The following is a 21,521-nucleotide window of genomic DNA, read 5'->3' as shown; positions in this document are numbered from 1 at the left end:
GTAATTAAAGAAAAAAAAGATGAAGTTACTTAGTGTTTTAGGATTCGCTTTATTGATGATATCCTGTAATAATCAGAATAGACAAGAAACGGTTACTACGACAGATCCGGCGGGTAATGTGGAGACAAAACCTGTTAACAGCAATGCTTCAGCGATGGATAATGGAGAGATTCCTGATGCGGCTAAAAAATTTATTGAGCAGCATTTTGGGACAACAGCTATTAGCAAAACCGAAAAGAAAGGGGTAGCTGATGCAGATGGTACTTTATATGAGGTTAAGTTGGCCGATGGAACAGAATTGGATTTTGATGCGGATGGTAATTGGATGGAGATTAGCGTAGAGGATCAGAAGAATGTTCCTTTATCTGCAATACCGACAGCTATTCAGGATTATTTAAAGACTAATCATGGAAATGTAGCCGTGCATATGATTGATAAGGAACCGACTGGTTATGAATTGGAATTGGCGAATGATGTGGATCTTTATTTTGATTTGAATGGGAAGTTTGTTCGGGAAGAGAAGTAGGTTTTTGGAGGGATAAGAAATTAGATTGTTGAAAGAATTTAGATTTTTAAAAGAATAATTAGAATTTAGATTATTGAATAAATTTAGATTGTTGAAAGAATAAAAATTGGATAAGAATAATAGAAATAGCCTCAGTGTTTTGCTGAGGCTATTTTTTTGTTTGCATGTAATTGTTATACTCTGCGTCATTGCGAGGAGGTACGAGGAAGCAATCTTTGGACTTTGTCACTCTGATCATTCTTTGTCATTCTGATCGGTCTTTGCCATCCTGATCAGTCTTTGTCATCCTGATCGGTCTTTGTCATCCTGAGCGTAGTCGAAGGATCTGTACGGATACCATATTTAGATGCTTCGACTTCGCTCAGCATGACATGGGTGAAGATTGCTTCGTTCCTCGCAATGACGGTTGAAAGATTGCTTCGTTCCTCGCAATGACGCAGTCCTCGCTCACGAGCTCACGCATTGACGGGGTTTAATAACTACCTCACACTACCCCAAACTCGCCAAACTCTCTTCCAAGATCTTGATCTTCGCTATCGCGTCATCTTTCTTATTCTGCTCGTTCTGAACAACCTCAGGCTTCGCATTCTGAACAAATCGCTCATTAGAAAGCTTTTTCTCCACAGAAACCAAAAATCCTTTCAAATACTCAATTTCCTTCCCAATCCTTTCCTTTTCCGCATCCACATCAATATTATTCTCCAGGGCAATATAACACTCATCTTTTCCCGCCAAGAAGCTTACCGCTCCAGCAACCTTCTCCTTCACAAAAGTCAGCTCCTCAATATTCGCTAACTTCTTAATACTATCCTGGTACTTACTATAATCGATATTACTTGCATTGATCGCCAATGGAAGAGCCACTTTCGGCGAAATACCCTTAGAATTACGGATATTCCTCACCTCCGAAATAATCTGTTGAACCGTAGCAAACTCCTTGATCTGCTCCTCATCAAAACCCTGAGGTTCCGGGAACTCCGCAACAATAATACAATCCTTTTCTTCTCTAATTCCAAAGATCTCATCATGCCACAATTCCTCTGTTAAGAAAGGCATAAACGGATGTGCCAACTTAAGCACTTTTTGGAACAATCCTAATGCCGTATCCAAAGTCTCCCTTTCGATCGGCGATTGATAAGCCGGTTTGATCAGCTCCAAATACCAAGCACAGAAATCATCCCAGATCAATTTATAGGTTGCCATTAAGGCATCTGATAATCTATAGTTTGCAAAATGCTCATTGATCTCTACCAAGGCCTGGTTAAACCTGTTTTCAAACCAATCAGCAGACATTTTCTGCGCCTCAGTCGCAGGAGAATCCACAACTTCCCATCCTTTTACCAAACGGAACGCATTCCAAATCTTATTGGCAAAATTCCTTCCTTGCTCACAATAGGACACATCAAACATCAAGTCATTTCCTGCAGGAGAGGACAACAACATACCTACGCGAACCCCATCGGTACCATACTGCTCCATCAATTCGATCGGATCAGGTGAGTTACCTAAGGATTTGGACATCTTCCTACCCAATTTATCCCTTACGATACCCGTTAGATACACATTTCTGAAAGGAGGTTTCTGCGTATAATCATGGCCCATAATGATCATTCTCGCCACCCAGAAGAATAAGATTTCAGGCGCGGTTACCAAATCATTGGTTGGGTAATAATATTGGAATTCCGGATTCTCCGGATTACGGACACCATCAAAAACCGACAATGGCCATAAGCCTGACGAAAACCAGGTATCCAATACATCGTCTTCCTGCCGGATACCAACCGAAGTTTTTCCCTGTTGCTCGAATTCAGCAATTGCTTCTGCTTCGGTTTTTGCAACTACGAATTCATTCTTCTCATTGAACCATGCCGGGATACGTTGTCCCCACCATAATTGACGGGAGATACACCAATCCTTCACATTTTCCATCCAATGTTTATAGGAAGCAAAGAATTTCTCTGGAATCAATTTAATGGTTCCATCTTCCACATATTCTAGGGCAGGCTTCGAGAGCTCGTCCATTTTCAGGAACCATTGCATGGATAGCTTTGGTTCGATGGCGGCGTCTGTACGTTCCGAAAATCCTACCTGAGATTTGTAATCTTCAATCTTTTCAATCTGACCTGCTTCTTCCAACAGCACAGCCACTTTCTTACGAGCAGCAAAACGATCTTCACCGATCAGGATCTCTGCCTTTTCATTCAAAGTACCATCATCGTTCAAAATATCGATAACTGGCAGATTATGTTTTTGACCCAATTCGTAGTCATTCAGATCATGGGCAGGAGTAACCTTTAAACATCCTGTACCAAATTCCATTTCTACATATTCATCCTGGATGATCGGAATTTCCCGATTGATCAATGGAACCAATACGGATTTACCTTGAAGATGGGTATAACGCTCATCGTTCGGGTTGATACAAATAGCCGTATCGGCCATAATCGTTTCAGGACGTGTGGTCGCAATGATCACGTATTCCTTACTATCCTTGATGTTATAGCGGATATAATACAGTTTTTGGTTCACTTCCTTGCGGATAACTTCCTCATCAGAAAGGGCTGTTTTTCCTTGCGGATCCCAGTTTACCATTCGTACGCCACGATAGATATAGCCTTCCTTGTAGAACTTGATGAAAGTATCTAAAACCGCTTCAGAAAGGTCCGGATCCATGGTGAATTTGGTTCTTTCCCAATCGCAGGATGCACCTAACTTCTCCAGTTGCTTCAGGATGATGCCACCATACTTCTCTTTCCATTCCCAAGCATATTTCAAGAACTCCTCCCTGGAGATGGATTTCTTGTCGATGCCCTTTTCTTTCAACATAGCGACGACTTTAGCCTCCGTAGCGATGGATGCATGGTCAGTTCCAGGTACCCAGCAGGCATTTTTACCTTGCATGCGGGCACGACGGATCAACACATCCTGGATCGTATTATTCAACATGTGGCCCATATGCAATACTCCAGTCACATTCGGTGGAGGCATCACAATTGTATAAGGCTCACGATCGTCTGGTACCGAACGAAAAAATCCATTCGACATCCAGTAAGAATACCACTTCTCTTCGGCTTCTTTGGGACTGTAGGTCTTTGCTATGCTCATTACGTATTAAATAGATTCTAAAAGGATACAAAAATACGCAATAATCGCCGCTTTTCACATGCCTGAGGTATAATTTAATGCATGGAAAGCCTTCCAATTGTAAATTATTGTTAAGAAAGTGTTAGCTAAAGATTATTAAGTGTATTTTTGGCGGTCAAAATAGCAAGACTCATGCAAAGACTTGTCCATGAATTCAATATTTTACTGCGGTATTTTGCCTTTTGGTTAATCATCTGTTTTATCGACAGGGCGGTATTTATTGCTTCATTTTCGGAGAAGATCGGAGAAGGTGGGTTCATGGATGTATTGGAGATTTATTGGCATGGACTATCCCTAGATTTTTCCGTAGCGGCCTACATCTGCGCTATTCCCTTTCTTTTTTATTTCCTTTCCTATTTTATTCCCAAGATGAGATGGGGGCTGAAGCCATTACATGTATATACCATGTTGGTCTTAATTCTCTTTTTCCTGACCATGTTTATCAACGTGAATATCTACCGAGAGTGGGGGGATAAGATTTCTAAGCGTGCTGTTGATGCCGTTCTGGAAGATGCCATGGGCGCTTTAGCTTCTGCAGAATCGACGCCAATATTCATACCGATAATGGGGATAATTCTGGGAGTAGGACTTTCCTATTGGTTATATACAACGCTGTTCAAGAACTTGCGCTATCGTAATTTCCATAAACCAACCGCTGTTGTGTTGCTGTTTGTTCTTATAGCTGGATTGTTGTTCACTTTTATCCGCGGAGGATACGGAAGAGCACCACTAAACCCCAGCAGGGCCTATTTCTCCTCCGAAGCATTCTATAACCACGCTGCGGTGAATACCCAATATGCCTTGTTGAAAGAATATTTCAGCAGCAATAGAAGAAACCATTCTCCTTATCTCTATTTTGAACCGGAGGAAAGAAAGAAAATATTAAAACCTGTTTTTACCCAAGCCCAAGATTCCAGTCTTCAGATCTTGACCAATACCCGGCCAAACATTGTTTTATTGGTTCTGGAAAGCTTTACCGCAGATCTGGTTGAATCGCTTGGCGGGGAAAAAGGGGTAAGCCCTAACCTGGAGAAAATAATGCAGCAGGGTGTATTCTTCCAGCATATCTACGCCACTTCCGATCGTTCGGACAAAGGCATCATTGGTATATTCAGTGCTTTTCCGGGCCAAGGGCCAGAAAGTATTATCAAATACATCGACAAGCATGAGAACCTCCCAGGAATGGGGCAGGAATTGGATAGCTTAGGCTATCGGTCGGCTTTTTACCATGGTGGGCAATCCGAATTCTACAATATGAAATCCTACATGTTGGCCCATGGGGTGGAAGAGGTTATTGATAACCATAACTTCAATCCATTGGAAGAACGATCCTCTTGGGGAGTTTATGATCATGTGGTTTTCAATCGGATGTTGAAAGATATCCAAAAAGAAAAACAACCATTTTTCTATAGCTTGTTCACTTTGAACAACCATGAGCCATTCACCTTAAACAACGGCTATAAATTTGGTGATAAATCCAATGCCGACAAATTTCGGAGTACGGCTTATTATACCGATTCCGTTATCATGGACTTCTTGGAACAGGCCAAAAAAACAGCCTGGTATAAAAACACCTTATTTGTGCTGGTCGCTGATCATGGACACCGTTTGCCGAGTGAAAAATTTGATATTACCCACCCCAACAGGTTCCATATTCCGATGGTTTTCTTTGGAGAGGTGATCAAACCTGCCTACAGAGGGTTAAAAGTGGAGAAAATTGGTAACCAGAATGATTTGCTGGCCACACTGTTCAAGCAATTAGGAATACCTGCATATCGGTACAGATGGAGCCGAGATCTCCTGGATCCCCAAACGCCTTCTATCGCCTTCTACAATTCCAAAAATTCCTTTGGAATCATTCAGCAGGATCAAGAAATTTCCTACGATCAAGTAGGAAACTCCATCAATTATATGAAAAACAAGGACTATCCAAAATCGAAAACCGATAGTCTCTTGAATATTGCAAAAGCATATTACCAAGAAGTCTACCAAGACTTTATGAATTATTAACATGATTAAGTTAAACAGCTGGTTCGGACCCTATATCGCTATTACCCTACGAATTCTAGGGATGCTGATAATTTATGCCGTATTACGATTGGGATTCTACTGGATCAACCTCAGCCAATTTCCTGGGATAAGTACCAGTGAGCTGATGTACATGATGTTTGGGGGGATCCGTTTTGATATTGTGGCGCTTTTCTACATCAATATCCTTTATATTTTGATGTTCGCCTTGCCCATTCCGTTCAAATACCATCCAAAATATCAAAAGGTTGGCAAATGGCTATTTGTAGTCAGTAATTCCATCGGAATTGGATTGAACCTTATCGATTATGCCTATTACCCTTTTACCCTGAAAAGAACAACAGGGACCGTTTTTAGCCAGTTCGCTAACGAAGATAACCTCTTGAGGCTCACCATAGATTTTCTGATCGATTACTGGTACCTGCTGATCGTATTTGTCCTGATCGCCTGGTTGTTGGCGAAAGGTTATGACCTGATCAAATTACAGCGTCCCAAAAAACTGGCTTGGCCATTCTATGCGGTTCAAGCGGTAGGTCTACTGCTGGTTGCTTTTTTCTTTATTGGAGGCGTTAGGGGAGGATGGGCGCACAGTACACGACCAATTACCTTGAGTAATGCCGGAGACTATGTCAAATCTCCGGAGGAGATGAACATTGTGCTCAACACTCCTTTTTCCGTTCTGAAAACCCTTAAAGCAGTGACCTATAAGGAGAAAAATTATTTTTCCGAAAAAGACCTGGAAAACATTTATCCAGTTATCCATCAGCCCAAAGATTCCAGCAACTTCAATAAGCTGAATGTGGTTTTCCTGATCCTGGAAAGTTTTGGAAAGGAGCATATTGGTTTTTATAATAAACAATTGGATGGAGGAAACTATAAAGGCTATACCCCCTTTTTGGATTCCTTGATTACCCAATCGTATACCTTTAACCGTTCCTATGCCAATGGTCGCAAATCCATCGATGCACTACCTTCCGTTATTACCGGAATCCCGTCCATCGGAGAACCGTTTGTGCTCTCCATCTATTCGGGCAATAAAACAACCAGCATCGCCAAACTATTAGGCGATAAAGGCTATGAAACCGCTTTCTTTCATGGTGCACCAAACGGTAGCATGGGCTTTTCCGCTTACATGCAATTGGCGGGTATCAAAAAGTATTTCGGAAAAACGGAATACAACAACGATGCAGATTTTGATGGGATCTGGGGTATTTGGGATGAACCCTTTATGCAGTACATGGCCAATGAAATGGATCACCTAAAAGAACCTTTCTTCAGCAGTTTCTTTTCCCTATCCTCCCACCATCCCTTTAAAGTCCCTGAACAGTACGAAGGGAAATTTCCGAAAGGAACCTTGGCCCTTCATGAACCGATCGGCTATGCGGATCATTCCCTGAAACGTTTCTTTGAGACCGCAAAAACAAAGCCTTGGTACAAGAATACCCTGTTCGTGATCTGTGCAGACCATGCCAGTATGAGTTTTTTCGATGAATACCATACTTTACCCAATTCATTTTCCATTCCTATCATCTTTTATTATCCAGGAGGAGAGCTGAAAGGAATGTCGGATAAATTGGTGCAACAGATCGATATCATGCCTACCGTATTGAATTACCTGGGCTATGACCAGGCCTATTTTTCCTTTGGCTTTGATGCCTTTGCACCGGATACCAACAATTTCCTTATCAGTAATATTGGCGGTGGCTCCTATAATATTTTCAAAGGCGATTATTTCATGACCTATGACAATGATGAGGTGAAATCCCTATATAATCTGCGCCAGGATGCTTTATTGAAGAAGAACTTATTGGGTAAGGAAGCAGACGTACAGGAAGATATGAAGATTACGGTCCAGGCATTCATCCAACAATACAATTACCGGATGATCCATAATAAACTAACTGCCAAATAGGGGAAAAATTACCAATCCTTCCCGAATCGATACCGGAGGGTAAACTGTTGCTGGTTATCAAAGAAACCATCCGAAATATGGAAGGAAGCTGAAAACTTTCCTTCTATTCTATCCGTTTGGAAAGGGATCCAACCCAGATCCAATCGGTTATAGGTATCGCGATGGTAGAAAGGATCTCCCTGAGGTAGGTTTACCGCTTTCCCCAAATAGAGACTATTCGCCAGGAAAAACCGCTTATAGCCCAGGTAAAGATTAGCTATAAAACCCGGTGATTTCTGCATGTCATACACCGATCTTACGCGGTCGAATCCATAGGTAGCTCCAGCATCCAAAGTCAAGGAATCTAACAGCGTTTTGTCACTCAGATCCAGTCCTAACCTTAACATCACCACCGCATTGTCCTGGATATGTTCATCAATACTATCGTTGGATGTCAGGGCATTATGGTATAAGATTCCTTCATTCTGAACATAGAAAATACCGGTCTGGTATTTTCCGGATATCCCTGCAATAAACTGTTCCCGATGACTGTACCCCTGTTTGCTGGTCCAATCAATAAATACCGCCTGCTGGAAACCATTCTTCTTGTACTGAAAATACATCCCTTCCAGATTAGGCCGGTCGTATTGAAAAGTATCCGCTAGCACCATGCGATGAATATCCTTGGTTCGTTCATAGCGAGGGATAAATCCTAGCGCAAAATCAATATGTTCGGTTTTATAATTGTAATAAGCGATGGGGTTTATTCGGCTTTTGTTTTCCTTGTTTATTCCAAATTCCTGATTGAAATGCACCCCGCCATACAGTCGGTGGTTTTCCTCCAGTTGAAAATAGAGTTTGGGGGAGATGGTCGCTCCAAAAAATGTCTTCGCCTGGGTATAAGGCGCTTTATATTCCCTATTATCTGCGTAGCCAAGAAAATCTACTTTTAATCCGATGTTTTGGGCAGAAACCGTATGTATCCCCAAGAAAACAGAAAACAGGATAAGGGTTAGTTTTTGGAATGATGAAGCCTTCATAGGCGGCAATATAGCAATAAAATAGAAAAAGGCAGCCGATTTAATTCGACTGCCTTTTCCTTATATCTGGTAGGAATTATACTTCCAACAATAAACGAGCTGGATCTTCCAACAATTGTTTAACACGTACCAAGAAGCTTACCGACTCACGACCGTCGATGATACGGTGGTCATAAGAAAGTGCAATGTACATCATCGGACGGATTACCACTTGACCATTCTCCGCGATAGGGCGTTGAATGATGTTGTGCATACCTAAAATAGCTGATTGAGGTGCATTGATGATAGGTGTAGACATCATGGATCCGAATACACCACCATTGGTAATGGTAAATGTACCACCGGTCATTTCGTCGATTGTTAATTTATTGTCGCGTGCTTTTCCAGCCAATTCAGCAATTGCTTTTTCAATTTGGTGAAGAGACATCGCATCTGCATTTCTGATCACTGGTACTACCAATCCTTTAGGTGCAGAAACAGCGATGGAAACATCAGCGAAATCAGAATAAACGATTTCATTTTCATCGATACGAGCATTTACTGCAGGCCATTCTTTCAAGGCAGTTGTTACCGCTTTAGTGAAGAAAGACATGAATCCTAGTCCGATACCGTGTTTCTCTTTGAAAGAGTCTTTGTATTTCGCTCTTAGATCCATAATCGGCTGCATGTTCACTTCGTTGAACGTAGTCAACATAGCCGTTTCGTTCTTCACTGCTACCAAACGCTTAGCGATGGTTTTACGCAATGAACTCATTTTTTCACGACGTTCAGCACGTTCACCAGCTACAGCAGGAGCTGCAGGTTTTGCAGCGGCAGGTGCAGCGGCAGGTTTTGATTCTGCTTTTGGAGCAGATGCTTGAGCTTTTTCAGCATCTTCTTTGGTGATTCTTCCATCTTTACCAGTTCCCTTGATGCTGGAAGGATCGATACCTTTTTCCCTAAGGATTTTTGCAGCAGCAGGAGATGCGGTGCCAGCAGCATAGCTATCTGGGTTTTCATCAACCGATGCAGCAGTTTCGCCTTTTGCAGGTGCAGCAGCTTCTTCCTTCGCTGGAGCGGCTTCTGATTTCTCAGATCCACCAGCAGCAGGAGCATCGCCTTCTTCAATGGTACATACAACAGCTCCGATCTCTAAGGTATCACCCTCTTGTGCGATGATACGTAGGATACCAGCTTTCTCTGCTGGTAATTCAAACGTTGCTTTGTCTGATTCCAATTCGGCAATATTCTCGTCCATTTCAACGTAATCGCCATCTTGTTTTAGCCATTGGGCCAAGGTTACCTCGGTGATTGATTCGCCTACCGAAGGCACTTTGATTTCTAAGCTCATATAGTTCTTTTTTAAAACCGTCCGTTACATATTCCTTATATATAACGGACGGTCTAACATTTTGTTTATTCGAATGATTTGTTAATTATTGCTTCTTGTTGTGCTACGTGTTTTTTCATGTAACCTGTAGCTGGGCTACCGCTTGCTGTACGTGCGATATAATCCGTGAATTCAATATCCGTTCTGCGTAAGGTACGGCAGTAATATGGCCAAGCACCCATGTTCTCATTTTCCTCCTGAACCCAGATAAATTCTTTGGCATTTTTATAGCGCTTATGGATCGCTTGCAATTGCTCGACTGGTGCCGGATAAATTTGTTCTATCCTCACGATTGCTACATCTGTACGTTTATCCGCCTGTTGTTTTTCCAATAGATCGTAATAAATCTTTCCGGAACAGAACAATACGCGTTTTACCGTAGTTGGTTTTGCGTAGCTATCATCGATTACCTCTTGGAAATTCTCTTTCGTAAAGTCTGTTAATTTAGAAACCACTTTCGGGTGGCGCAACAAACTCTTCGGTGTAAATACGACCAATGGTTTACGGAAGTTTCGAACTAATTGACGGCGCAATAAGTGGAAGTAGTTTGCTGGTGTAGTACAATTGGCAATGATCATATTGTCGTTTGCACATAATTCCAAGAAACGCTCAATACGTCCTGAAGAGTGTTCTGGACCTTGACCTTCCATACCATGAGGCAACATCATCACCAATCCGTTCGAACGCTTCCATTTGGTTTCAGCGCTGGAAAGGTATTGGTCTACGATGATTTGTGCACCATTGTAGAAGTCACCGAATTGGGCTTCCCAAATGGTCAGGGCTTGCGGATTAGCCAATGCATAGCCATATTCAAAACCTAAAACTGCATACTCGGAAAGTAGGGAGTTGTAGATATTGAAACGCTCACCACCATTTACATTTGCCAATGGGATGTATTTTTCTTCTGAATCTTCTAGGGTTAATACGGCATGGCGATGCGAGAAAGTACCACGTTGAACATCCTGTCCGGAGATACGAACGCGTTTTCCTTCATCCAATAAAGTAGCATAAGCCATTAACTCGCCCATTGCCCAATCGTAACTGTCATTTTTGATCATGGCAGCACGGTCTTCGAACAATTTCGAAATCTTACGGAAAAACTTCTTGTCTTTTGGAAGGGAAGTGATCTCACCAGCCAATTTCAAGAATTCCTTGTCAGATACCTTGGTGTCAACCGTGGTATGGATCTCTGCTTTTTTACCGGCATGTAATCCTTTCCAAGCACCACCAAACATAGGGATCTCTTCTTCCAGGTTCTCTACTTTTTTGGCAGCATCCAATTGCTCCTGCAGATAATCCTTGAATTCTTTTTCAATCGCTTTGGAGTACTCCGTATCCACCGATTTCTCGTCGATTAATTTTTTAGCATAAACCTCTTTCGGGTTCGGATGCTTTTCAATGGCTTTGTACAATAATGGCTGTGTGAATTTAGGTTCATCAGCCTCATTATGGCCATAACGACGGTAACATAATAGATCGATGTAAACATCGGTCTTATATTTTTGACGGTATTCTACCGCAAGATTAATCGCATAAACTACTGCTTCTACATCATCACCATTCACATGGAATACAGGTGAGGAAGAGATTTTTGCTACGTCTGTACAATAGGTGCCAGAACGTGCATCTTTATAGTTGGTCGTAAATCCAACTTGGTTGTTGATAACGATATGAATGGTACCACCAGTGCGGTATCCTTCAAGCTTCGACATCTGTGTAACTTCGTATACCACCCCTTGACCAGCGATAGCTGCATCACCATGGATTAAGATCGGTGCAATCTTGGAAGAATCACCATCGTATTTCATATCGATCTTAGAACGTGTAATACCTTCAACGATCGGATCTACAGTTTCTAGGTGAGAAGGGTTTGGTGCTAAAGATAAATGAATGTGTTTTCCATCTTCAGTGGTAACATCCGAAGAATAACCTAAGTGGTACTTCACATCACCACCAAATTGTAATTCCGGATCTTCTTCCGCATACATCTTACCTTCAAATTCGGAGAAGATGGTTTTGTATGGTTTACCCATGATGTTGGAAAGCACGTTCAAACGACCACGGTGAGCCATTCCGATCATGAATTCCTGAATACCCAAGCTTGCTCCAGTTTCGATCACCGAATCCAATGCCGGAATCAAACTTTCTGCACCCTCTAGGGAGAAACGTTTTTGACCTAAGAATTTAGTACCCAAAAAGCTTTCAAAAACGACAGCACGGTTCAATTTCTTGAAGATGCGTTTTTTCTGATCGATGGAATAATTGGGTTTGTTTCTATCCGCTTCCATACGGTCTTGCAACCATTTGATTTTTTCAGGGTTACGGATATATTTGAATTCCGCACCGATAGATTCACAATAGGTATCTTCGATTAATTGGCGGATATCACGTAGTTTCGCAGGACCTAAGCCTACCTCTACACCAGCGTTGAACACCGTGTCCATATCGGACTCGGAAAGACCAAAGGTCTCCAACTCTTTGCCAGGGTAGTATTTACGACGCTCGCGTACAGGGTTTGTGTGTGTGAAAAGGTGTCCACGGTCTCTGTAACCATGGATCATGTTCAATACGTCAATTTCTTTTAACGCGTGTTCTGAAACATTATCAGCTGCAACAGTGCCTGGGTCTGCACCTTGTCCGAAATCAAATCCTTCGAAAAATTTCTGCCAACCGAAGTCTACGGAGTTCGGGTCTGCTTTGTACGATTGATATAACCCGTCGATGTAACTCGAATCGGCATTACTCAAATATGTCATATTGTCCATGCTGGATACGTAAGATAAAATTTTGCCAAATTTAGCAATAATAATATAAGTTTACAGCCTAATATTAGGCTAGTTTTAATAATTTACAACTTTTTTCCGAAACTCGGTCCAGTCCTGGGAAACATTTTCCTTGGCACTAGTTCCTACGGAAGCCATATGCGACCAGAACCCATACGTGGTAGCTGGCGCATAGTCCAATAGGTATTCCTCAAAAAATGCGGCACCTATCAACCAATTCGAAGAAACGTTTTGCGTAAAATACCTCGCTAACATTCTTCTCACTGCGTAGGTTATATTTCCTTCTTCCTTCAGTTTTGCAATTCCTTCATCCACCGCTTGGTCACCTGTGGTTCCCGATTTCCATTGTTCCAGTTTGTTCTCATCTAAAAAGGGACTCGGTTTTTCCGATTGACTGCCTTTCAATTTGAAGAATACATTTGGATATTTCTTCAACATGAAGCGGAAATAATCCCGCCATAAAAGGGTCGTCATCAAACGGTCGTACCGGCGTTTGTTCTGGATGAGGTTGGAGTTGCGCATCTGATCGTAAATGTAGATCGGCGACAGGGCACCAACGGCTATATAAGGTGAAATTTCGGTGTAATTCGCTAAGGATTGAAAAGTTGGATCCAACAGCTGCTGGAGTTTTTCCATGGCGTGGGTTTCGCCTGCCGGAATCAGCTGGTCGATCCCTTCAACAGTTGTGCTGTAGCCCAGTTCTTCTAAAGAAGGTAACTTGGTAGCCTCTAGGTGAGTCGGCGACGGGATGGCTCTAGGTTCGTCAAATGGCTTGCGAACACTGCTTTCCCGTTCTATTTTTTTTCTGAAAATATTAAATTTATCAGGTATATCTTTGATAGGGAAGGGTAGATCTTCCTTATGGTATAGCGTGTGGCCAATAAAGTGCCTCAGGTTTATTTTTTGTTCCCATAACGCTGCTTCCACCATTTCGGAGATCTGTGTTTCCCGAGTGGCTACTTCACGGTGATGGTACACCTCCGAAACCTCATATTTAGCACATAACTTGGGGATAATCTCTTCTGGATAACCCACGAAGGTCATCAGATCACTCTGTAAAGCCTGTAATTTATCTTTGAGATGGGAAACGGTTTCACGTTGGAAAAGAGCCCTATTTAAACCGGTATTATACTGGTCAAATTTGTTCTTGTTGTAGTATCGCGGATCAAAACAAAAGACGGGAATAACGAGGTCGAATTTATGAAGTGCTTCCGTTAACACTTCATTATCGTGTAATCTTAAATCATTTCTGAACCAAACAAGAACTACTTTTTTACTCATGTTGTTTTTTTCCCAATATGCGATGCTAACAAATATAGCCTTTTAGATAGGTTTATAGTGCTTTTAACCCCAATTTTTACACGATATAGACAATATGTATTTTACTAAATGTTTAATATTGTTAAATTTTAAAAATGATTAAACTTTCATAAAAATAATCTGTTTCATATGGTAAAGTTGTTTACTAAAAAATAGGAGGACTGATGGAGATACTTTTATCCGGACTCAATTCATATTTAGGCAAAAGGGCCATGAGCAACCTAAATGCAGATGAGTATCATGTCCATGGGATTGCACGTGATGTCGATCTCTATAGAGCGAAGCAGATTGAAGAGCCAACGGCGAGTTTAGATATGGTAGACCTGTTGAGAAAAGGTCAGGAATATGAAGATTACAAAGTAGTAGGTGGAATCCAATTGGGAATCTATATTACCCATGTTCCCACCCTGTCAGAACATGTCAACTTGAACATGGAACTGATTACCTTGAATAATTTTGTTCAATTGGCCGAACGAAATGGTTGTAAGCGTATTGTTTACATCGCCCGTTTAATGGATAAACCCTATATAAAATTTATAAAGCAGGTTTTGGAACATTCTGGCCTAACCTATACCATCGTATTGAAAAATTTAGCGATCGGGAAAGGAAGTGTACTCGATAAGTACATGCACAAATTGATCAATTCGAAGTACTTGGCCTACGATACGGATTTTGCTAAAATAAAATTCAATCCCATTTCGGCTTTAGACCTTATTCGTTGGATCTATAATGTAGACTGGGAAAAGAATTTCAAGAATGAGATCATAGAAATAGGTGGTGCCAAAACGGTGACCATCCAGGAAATGTTCAGGCTTTACAAAAAAACGCTATACCCGAATAGTAAGGTGCAGAGTGTTAAAGTACCAGGTATTTTGATGAACATGTGGTTCAAAAGATTATATAGGATCAATAAAGAGGACTTGATCGAATTCAAAAGGTTGATGTCTATGGAATATCCTATAGATAACAGTACTTGGAAGAATATCATGTTGTTCTCCTTTACTCCTTTGGACGAAGTGATCCAATTTGACCAATAGCCTTAAACTTTAATTATTGCCTTCTTTCCATTACATTTGTAGCTATTTGCTATTACTATGGGATATAAAAGTTTACGTGATTGTGTTCAGGATCTGGAGCAGCATGGACATTTGATTCGAATCAAAGAGGAGGTTGATCCTTATCTTGAAATGGCGGCAATCCATATGCGTGTATATGATGCGCAAGGGCCGGCTTTATTCTTTGAACGGGTCAAAGGTTCCAAATTTCCAGCGGTTTCCAATCTTTTCGGTACGTTGGATCGTTCCAGGTTCATGTTCAGGGATTCCCTGGATCATGTGAAAAAACTAGTGGATGTAAAAATGAATCCGATGTCGGTGCTCAAGAAGCCGTTCCAATATGTAGGCTCATCTATGGTGGCGCTGGGGGCATTGCCTTGGAAAAAGAAGTCAGGGGCTCCAATCCTTTATGGACAGACCCAGATATCCGAACTTCCCCAGATCGTCAACTGGCCTATGGATGGAGGTCCATTCGTGACCATGCCACAGGTTTATACCGAAGATATCAGTAAGCCGGGAATCATGAATGCCAATCTGGGCATGTACAGGATTCAATTGGCAGGCAATGATTATATTCAAGACCAGGAAATCGGTCTTCATTACCAACTTCACCGAGGCATTGGTGTACATCAGACCAAGGCCAATCAATTGGGTAAACCTTTAAAAGTCAGTATTTTTGTTGGAGGTCCGCCTTCACATCCCTTGTCTGCCGTGATGCCACTACCGGAAGGTCTTTCGGAAATGATATTTGCCGGTACATTGGGAAACAGACGCTTCCGTTATTTTTATGATGAAGAGGGTTTCTGTATTTCAGCGGATGCTGATTTTGTGATCACAGGTACCGTATATCCCAATGAGAACAAACCGGAAGGGCCATTTGGCGACCATATCGGCTATTATTCCTTGGTACATCCTTTCCCTTTGATGAAAGTGCATAAAGTGTACCATCGGAAGGATCCAATCTGGTCTTTTACAGTAGTTGGAAGACCCCCACAGGAGGATACCAGTTTTGGTGCATTGATCCATGAGATCACGGGGAATGCGATTCCACAACAGATTCCGGGCTTACATGCCGTCCATGCGGTGGATCCGGCTGGAGTTCATCCCTTGTTGTTTGCCATCGGAAGCGAAAGGTACACCCCTTATCAAAAGGTGGAAAGACCACAGGAGCTATTGACTATTTCGAACCTAATCTTGGGAACCAACCAGTTGAGCTTGGCGAAATTCCTATTCATTTCTGCAAAGGAGGATAATCCAGGATTGGATATCCATCATATCAAGGATTTCTTTAGCCATATTTTTGAACGGATCGACCTGAGCAGGGACCTACATTTCCAGACCAATACCACAATCGATACATTAGACTATACCGGTGATGGATTGAATACGGGATCTAAAGTTGTTTTTGCTGCTGTGGGCGATAAGAAAAGAGAGCTGGCTACGGAACTGCCGGTAGATCTGGATCTACCAAGGCCGTTTAACCATGCGAAATTAGCTTTGCCAGGAATTATTGTGGTAGATGGGAAAGGATTTAGTACCTATGAGGAGGAGAATAAGGCGATTGCAGCATGGGCGGAGGCAGTCAAAGATAAGAATTGGAATGGGATTCAGTGTATTGTATTGGCTGATGATGCGGGGTTTGTGGCAGACAATGAGAATAATTTTGTTTGGGTTACTTTTACAAGAAGTAATCCTTCGCATGATATACATGGTGTTGGGGCATTTACGGAATTTAAGCATTGGGGCTGTAAGGGTCCAGTGATTATTGACGCAAGAAGTAAACCTCATCATGCACCAGATTTGATCAAGGATGAAAAAGTGGAAAGAAGAGTGGATGAGTTGGGTGCCAAAGGAGGATCATTGCATGGGGTTATTTAATATGTCATCCTGAGCGTATTTATATTGTCATCCTGAGCGGAGTCGAAGGATCTGTACGCCATATAACGAGGCCGAATCAAGTAGTTGATTCGGCCTTTTTTTTAAATGCTTGGTTCGTGGTGTAGGCAGGATTTAAGTGATATGTAAGTGAGTTGTAAGTGACTTTTAGCACTTACAACTCACTTACAAGTCACTTACACCTCACTTCCAGAAAGAGGCAAATCGTGTCATTGCGCCCTCCTCGTCATTGCGCCCTCCTCGTCATTGCGCCCTCCTCGTCATTGCGCCTTCCTCGTCATTGCGAGGAACGAAGCAATCTTTCCGTATGTCATGTTGAGCGTAGTCGAAGCATCTATTCGTTAGTAACCGTACAGATCCTTCGACTACGCTCAGGATGACAATGGTAGTGCTCAGGATGACAGGGTTCAAAGATTGCTTCGTCGTACCTCCTCGCAATGACGAGGTGTACCTCCTCGCAATGACGCGTCTATCATCTATCATCTATCATCTAACATCTACAATCTAATTACAATATATTCAACAAAAATTAAAAAATATTATGAAATTAATTTTATAATCATTTTATTTGTATCATTATATCAATAAAACAATAAAAACATTAATAAAATTTTAATATTATGTGTGGAATAGTAGGAGCTTTTGAAATCATACAACCTGTGTCCGAATTAAGACCTCAAGTATTGGAAATGTCGAAACGCATTCGTCATCGTGGTCCAGATTGGTCAGGAATTTACAGTTCAGAAAAAGCAATTTTAGCGCATGAGCGGTTAGCGATCGTTGATCCAAAATCGGGAAGCCAGCCTTTGTACAGTCCGGATGGACAAGTAATATTGGCGGTAAATGGTGAAATCTACAATCACCAAGCGCTACGAAATTCCTTAGCACATTATAACTTCACAACCCAATCCGATTCCGAAGTCATCCTTGCCCTCTACCTCGAAAAGGGTCCAGCATTCGTTGAAGACTTGAACGGCATCTTTGCCTTTGCCTTATACGATGCCCGTGATGATTCTTTTTTCATTGCCCGAGATCATATGGGTATCATTCCACTTTATTACGGTAAGGATCAATACGGTCAATTATTTGTAGCCTCCGAGTTAAAGTCTCTGGAAGGATTCTGCGAGCAGATCGACCAATTTCCTCCGGGACATTACCTGCACAGCAAGGAAGGACAGGAACCTATCCAGTGGTACAAACGGGATTGGGAGCAATATAGCACGGTAAAAGATAAGGAAACCGACCTGGGAAAATTACGCCAGGGATTGGAAGATGCCGTACATCGGCAATTGATGTCGGATGTTCCTTATGGAGTTTTATTATCTGGAGGATTGGATTCCTCGGTTATTGCTGCCATCACCAAAAAATTTGCATCCAAAAGGATTGAATCCGAAGATCAGGAGGAAGCCTGGTACCCCCAATTGCATTCCTTTGCCGTAGGTCTGAAAGGATCTCCGGATCTTATTGCTGCGCAAAAGGCAGCAGATCACATCGGCACCATCCATCATGAAGTTAACTTCACGATCCAGGAAGGCTTGGATGCCATCCGTGACGTGATCTATCATTTGGAAACCTATGATGTGACCACTATCCGTGCCTCTACACCGATGTACCTTTTGGCCAGGGTGATCAAGTCTATGGGCATCAAGATGGTGTTGTCAGGCGAAGGGTCGGATGAACTTTTTGGAGGTTACCTATATTTCCATAAAGCACCAAACGCGCAGGAATTTCATGAGGAAACGGTTAGGAAACTGAAAAAATTATACCTCTACGATTGCCTTCGCGCCAATAAATCATTGGCAGCATGGGGTGTGGAAGGTAGGGTTCCATTTTTGGATAAGGAATTCATGGATATTGCGATGCGCATCAACCCACAGGATAAAATGATCACTTCCGAACGCATGGAGAAATGGGTTGTCAGAAAAGCATTTGAGGATTACCTTCCGGAAAGCATCGCCTGGAGACAAAAGGAGCAGTTCTCGGATGGAGTGGGCTATTCCTGGATCGATACACTGAAAGCGCAAGCGGAGGAGAAAGTGACGGATACGGAATTTGAGGCCGCAGCCAAACGCTTTCCGATCAATACGCCAAAAAACAAGGAAGAGTATCTGTACAGAAATATATTTGAAAGCCATTTCCCGTCGGACGCGGCAGCCAAATCGGTTCCATCGGTAAAGTCCGTGGCCTGTAGTACGCCTGAAGCCTTGTTATGGGATGCTTCTTTCCAGAACATGAACGATCCATCAGGAAGAGCGGTTGCTTCTGTCCATAACAGCACCAGTAGTAATGCCGTATTGAGCTAGCATATAGCTGCTCATGATCATGATGCCGGAATCGGGAACATAAGCCACAAATTTATTGATGGCTAAAATGGAATCAGAGGCTATAAATAAGAGAGAGCCGATAAAGATGAATAAAAAACTGGCCAAATTGGTCTGCTGTTTTCGGGTAAAAGCGAACAAAGCCATGGCAGCTATCACAAGGATATAGGCAATGACTGGTATTTCCAATACACCTAAACTGGGTTTCAGAACGCTGTACAGGTAATAGGAATAACTGATGAGCAGACAGGCAATGAAGATATAACCTTTATGTTTGGTCAGACTTAGGCTGGACGTTTGTGTAAGAAAAGCCCAAGCATAAAGGATATGGCCTATCAGAAAAGACCCTAAACCAAAGATAAACATGTTGTTCATCATGAGAAAGACATCGCCGGCCAGGCCAAAGACCAATCCGGCAGCTATCAATCGATGGAATTTTCTCTTCAAGCCTGTCTCATTCCAGAGGAACAATACCAATACGATACATATCAATGGTTTTGTCATGGTCCTTAATCCATCCATATGCTGTTGTATGGCTACCAGATGGCAGATAAACAGGATGGCAAAAACGATATGAAATATGAACTTTTTAATGATCGATCGAATTATTGATTTCTTTTTTCGCTCTATTCCTTTTGATCAGCAGGTAGGATATCCAAAGGAGGATCAACCAAACAGGAATCAATTCAACAGATATCTTCAGTCCTGTAAACCACATCATCACTAATACACCCACAAGGAACAAGAGACTAAAGTAATTACTGATCGGATAAAGGATGGTTGGAAACTTGGTTTTCACACCTTCCTTATCCTTTTGTTTCCGGAAGAACATATGTGTCAAGGTGATCATGATCCAATTGATGATCAGGGAAGATACCACCAGCGACATCAGGATGCCCAATGCTTCCTTAGGGATCACTTTATTGATTACTACCGTAATGGCCACAATGGCTGCTGATGCTAGGATAGCCGCAATAGGAGAGTGGTTCTTGTTTAGTTTTTTAAGGAACCTCGGTGCATTGCCCTGTTCTGCCAATCCATACAACATCCTGGAATTACTGTACACACAGGAGTTATAAACGGATAGTGCGGCGGTTAATACGATTACATTCAGTACATTGGCGATCACATTGGTGAAATAGAAGGTATTCCCAAACATTTCAAATTGAAAGCCTTTCAGGGTGGCAAATACTTCCACAAAAGGGCTGGTTTCTGCCGTAATGGTACGCCATGGCATTAGGGAAAACAGGATGAACAGAGCACCCACGTAAAACACCAAAATACGCCATAAAACTTGGTTGGTCGCTTTAGGGATGTTCTTTTCCGGGTTCTCCGCTTCAGCTGCTGTGATACCTACCAGCTCCAATCCACCGAAGGAGAACATGATGATCACCAGGGCGGCGAGGAGCCCTGAATAGCCCATTGCTGCATTTCCACTGAGCCAACCATGGGGGAAAAACCCACCGTCGTTGACGAGGTTCTCTACCGTTGCCCTTTCTCCGCCATTGCCGGAAATCAATAGATAGGCACCGAAGATGATCATGGCAATGATCGCCACGACCTTGATGATGGAAAACCAGAATTCGGTTTCCCCATATACTTTTACAGATGCGAGGTTGATCGCGTTTATGACGAAAAAGAAAAAGAGGGTAGAGACCCAGAGGGGGATTTCTGGCCACCAAAATTGTACATATTTTCCAATGGCGGTCAATTCGGCCATGGACACCAGGATATAGAGGATCCAATAGTTCCAACCGGATGCGAATCCAGCAAATGGACCCCAATATTTGTTGGCGAAGGTACTGAAGCTACCGGAAACAGGCTCTTGAACGACCATTTCCCCCAATTGCCGCATGATGAAAAAAGCGACCAAACCAGCAATGGCATAGCCGAGGATAACCGATGGTCCAGCTAGGATGGCAGCTTGGCCAACGCCTAAAAATAATCCGGTTCCTATGGCTCCACCAAGAGCAATTAATTGAATATGACGGTTGCTAAGTCCTCTTTTGAGTTCCTTTTCCTTGTTTTCTTGCACGTTGTTGACAGGTTAATTACTGATTATATGTTTTATAACGGTACAAGATAATTTTTTCCAATAACATATAAAACAAAAGCTCCCTTTATTTTAAAGAGAGCTTTTAAATACTT

The 21,521-nt window shown here is 42.2% G+C and carries 13 protein-coding genes; 6 read left to right on the top strand and 7 right to left on the bottom strand.

Features of this window, described 5'->3' with window-relative positions:
* Positions 1-19 precede the first annotated feature (19 nt).
* Entirely contained in the window at positions 20-526 is a 507-nt protein-coding gene (locus E3D81_RS07035; protein ID WP_134776934.1) for a PepSY-like domain-containing protein, read from the top strand.
* A gap of 489 nt (positions 527-1,015) precedes the next feature.
* Here E3D81_RS07035 and E3D81_RS07030 read toward each other — a convergent pair whose 3' ends face one another.
* The gene (locus E3D81_RS07030; protein ID WP_134776933.1) at positions 1,016-3,631 is read right to left on the bottom strand and encodes a valine--tRNA ligase; all 2,616 of its coding nucleotides are present in this window, start codon (positions 3,629-3,631) and stop codon (positions 1,016-1,018) included.
* Between the two features lie 171 nt (positions 3,632-3,802).
* Between E3D81_RS07030 and E3D81_RS07025 the strand changes: the two genes are divergently transcribed.
* Positions 3,803-5,680 (top strand): LTA synthase family protein, encoded by a 1,878-nt coding sequence (locus tag E3D81_RS07025; RefSeq protein ID WP_134776932.1) that lies wholly within the window; start codon positions 3,803-3,805, stop codon positions 5,678-5,680.
* Between the two features lies 1 nt (position 5,681).
* Positions 5,682-7,610 carry an LTA synthase family protein gene (locus tag E3D81_RS07020; RefSeq protein WP_134776931.1) on the top strand — a complete coding sequence of 643 codons (1,929 nt, stop codon included), beginning with the start codon at positions 5,682-5,684 and terminating at the stop codon, positions 7,608-7,610.
* 8 nt (positions 7,611-7,618) lie between these two features.
* Here E3D81_RS07020 and E3D81_RS07015 read toward each other — a convergent pair whose 3' ends face one another.
* The 4 genes from E3D81_RS07015 to E3D81_RS07000 all read right to left on the bottom strand — a co-directional run bounded on the left by E3D81_RS07015 (position 7,619) and on the right by E3D81_RS07000 (position 14,062).
* The gene (locus E3D81_RS07015; protein WP_134776930.1) at positions 7,619-8,629 is read right to left on the bottom strand and encodes a hypothetical protein; all 1,011 of its coding nucleotides are present in this window, start codon (positions 8,627-8,629) and stop codon (positions 7,619-7,621) included.
* A gap of 76 nt (positions 8,630-8,705) precedes the next feature.
* Positions 8,706-9,959, bottom strand: a complete 1,254-nt coding sequence (gene odhB, locus E3D81_RS07010; protein WP_134776929.1) for a 2-oxoglutarate dehydrogenase complex dihydrolipoyllysine-residue succinyltransferase — start codon at positions 9,957-9,959, stop codon at positions 8,706-8,708.
* A 65-nt stretch (positions 9,960-10,024) separates the two neighbouring features.
* Positions 10,025-12,763, bottom strand: coding sequence for a 2-oxoglutarate dehydrogenase E1 component (locus E3D81_RS07005; RefSeq protein WP_134776928.1), 2,739 nt, complete (start codon positions 12,761-12,763; stop codon positions 10,025-10,027).
* Between the two features lie 75 nt (positions 12,764-12,838).
* Positions 12,839-14,062 (bottom strand): deoxyribodipyrimidine photo-lyase, encoded by a 1,224-nt coding sequence (locus E3D81_RS07000; protein WP_134776927.1) that lies wholly within the window; start codon positions 14,060-14,062, stop codon positions 12,839-12,841.
* A gap of 251 nt (positions 14,063-14,313) precedes the next feature.
* Here E3D81_RS07000 and E3D81_RS06995 point away from each other — a divergent pair, with 251 nt between their 5' ends.
* The 3 genes from E3D81_RS06995 to asnB all read left to right on the top strand — a co-directional run bounded on the left by E3D81_RS06995 (position 14,314) and on the right by asnB (position 19,355).
* Positions 14,314-15,138, top strand: a complete 825-nt coding sequence (locus tag E3D81_RS06995; RefSeq protein ID WP_134776926.1) for a hypothetical protein — start codon at positions 14,314-14,316, stop codon at positions 15,136-15,138.
* A 57-nt stretch (positions 15,139-15,195) separates the two neighbouring features.
* The gene (locus E3D81_RS06990; RefSeq protein ID WP_134776925.1) at positions 15,196-17,034 is read left to right on the top strand and encodes a UbiD family decarboxylase; all 1,839 of its coding nucleotides are present in this window, start codon (positions 15,196-15,198) and stop codon (positions 17,032-17,034) included.
* 638 nt (positions 17,035-17,672) lie between these two features.
* The gene (gene asnB, locus E3D81_RS06985; protein ID WP_134776924.1) at positions 17,673-19,355 is read left to right on the top strand and encodes an asparagine synthase B; all 1,683 of its coding nucleotides are present in this window, start codon (positions 17,673-17,675) and stop codon (positions 19,353-19,355) included.
* Here asnB and E3D81_RS06980 read toward each other — a convergent pair.
* Both E3D81_RS06980 and E3D81_RS06975 read right to left on the bottom strand, forming a co-directional pair.
* Complete coding sequence (locus E3D81_RS06980) at positions 19,296-19,895, bottom strand: lysoplasmalogenase (RefSeq protein WP_134776923.1); 600 nt, start codon at positions 19,893-19,895, stop codon at positions 19,296-19,298. The genes asnB and E3D81_RS06980 overlap by 60 nt on opposite strands.
* 67 nt (positions 19,896-19,962) lie before the next feature.
* Positions 19,963-21,408 carry an amino acid permease gene (locus E3D81_RS06975; RefSeq protein ID WP_134776922.1) on the bottom strand — a complete coding sequence of 482 codons (1,446 nt, stop codon included), beginning with the start codon at positions 21,406-21,408 and terminating at the stop codon, positions 19,963-19,965.
* Positions 21,409-21,521: the final 113 nt, after the last annotated feature.

Source organism: Sphingobacterium sp. CZ-2 (genome assembly GCF_004526235.1).
Lineage (GTDB): Bacteria > Bacteroidota > Bacteroidia > Sphingobacteriales > Sphingobacteriaceae > Sphingobacterium > Sphingobacterium tenebrionis.
The sequence above is the reverse complement of the archived record's forward strand: the minus strand, read 5'-3'. Positions and strand labels throughout refer to the sequence as shown.

Coding starts and splice junctions, on each gene's coding strand:
- E3D81_RS07035 (WP_134776934.1), top strand. CDS start 20: ATGAAGTTACTTAGTGTTTTAGGATTCGCTTTATTGATGATATCCTGT.
- E3D81_RS07030 (WP_134776933.1), bottom strand. CDS start 3,631: ATGAGCATAGCAAAGACCTACAGTCCCAAAGAAGCCGAAGAGAAGTGG.
- E3D81_RS07025 (WP_134776932.1), top strand. CDS start 3,803: ATGCAAAGACTTGTCCATGAATTCAATATTTTACTGCGGTATTTTGCC.
- E3D81_RS07020 (WP_134776931.1), top strand. CDS start 5,682: ATGATTAAGTTAAACAGCTGGTTCGGACCCTATATCGCTATTACCCTA.
- E3D81_RS07015 (WP_134776930.1), bottom strand. CDS start 8,629: ATGAAGGCTTCATCATTCCAAAAACTAACCCTTATCCTGTTTTCTGTT.
- odhB (WP_134776929.1), bottom strand. CDS start 9,959: ATGAGCTTAGAAATCAAAGTGCCTTCGGTAGGCGAATCAATCACCGAG.
- E3D81_RS07005 (WP_134776928.1), bottom strand. CDS start 12,763: ATGGACAATATGACATATTTGAGTAATGCCGATTCGAGTTACATCGAC.
- E3D81_RS07000 (WP_134776927.1), bottom strand. CDS start 14,062: ATGAGTAAAAAAGTAGTTCTTGTTTGGTTCAGAAATGATTTAAGATTA.
- E3D81_RS06995 (WP_134776926.1), top strand. CDS start 14,314: ATGAGCAACCTAAATGCAGATGAGTATCATGTCCATGGGATTGCACGT.
- E3D81_RS06990 (WP_134776925.1), top strand. CDS start 15,196: ATGGGATATAAAAGTTTACGTGATTGTGTTCAGGATCTGGAGCAGCAT.
- asnB (WP_134776924.1), top strand. CDS start 17,673: ATGTGTGGAATAGTAGGAGCTTTTGAAATCATACAACCTGTGTCCGAA.
- E3D81_RS06980 (WP_134776923.1), bottom strand. CDS start 19,895: ATGGATGGATTAAGGACCATGACAAAACCATTGATATGTATCGTATTG.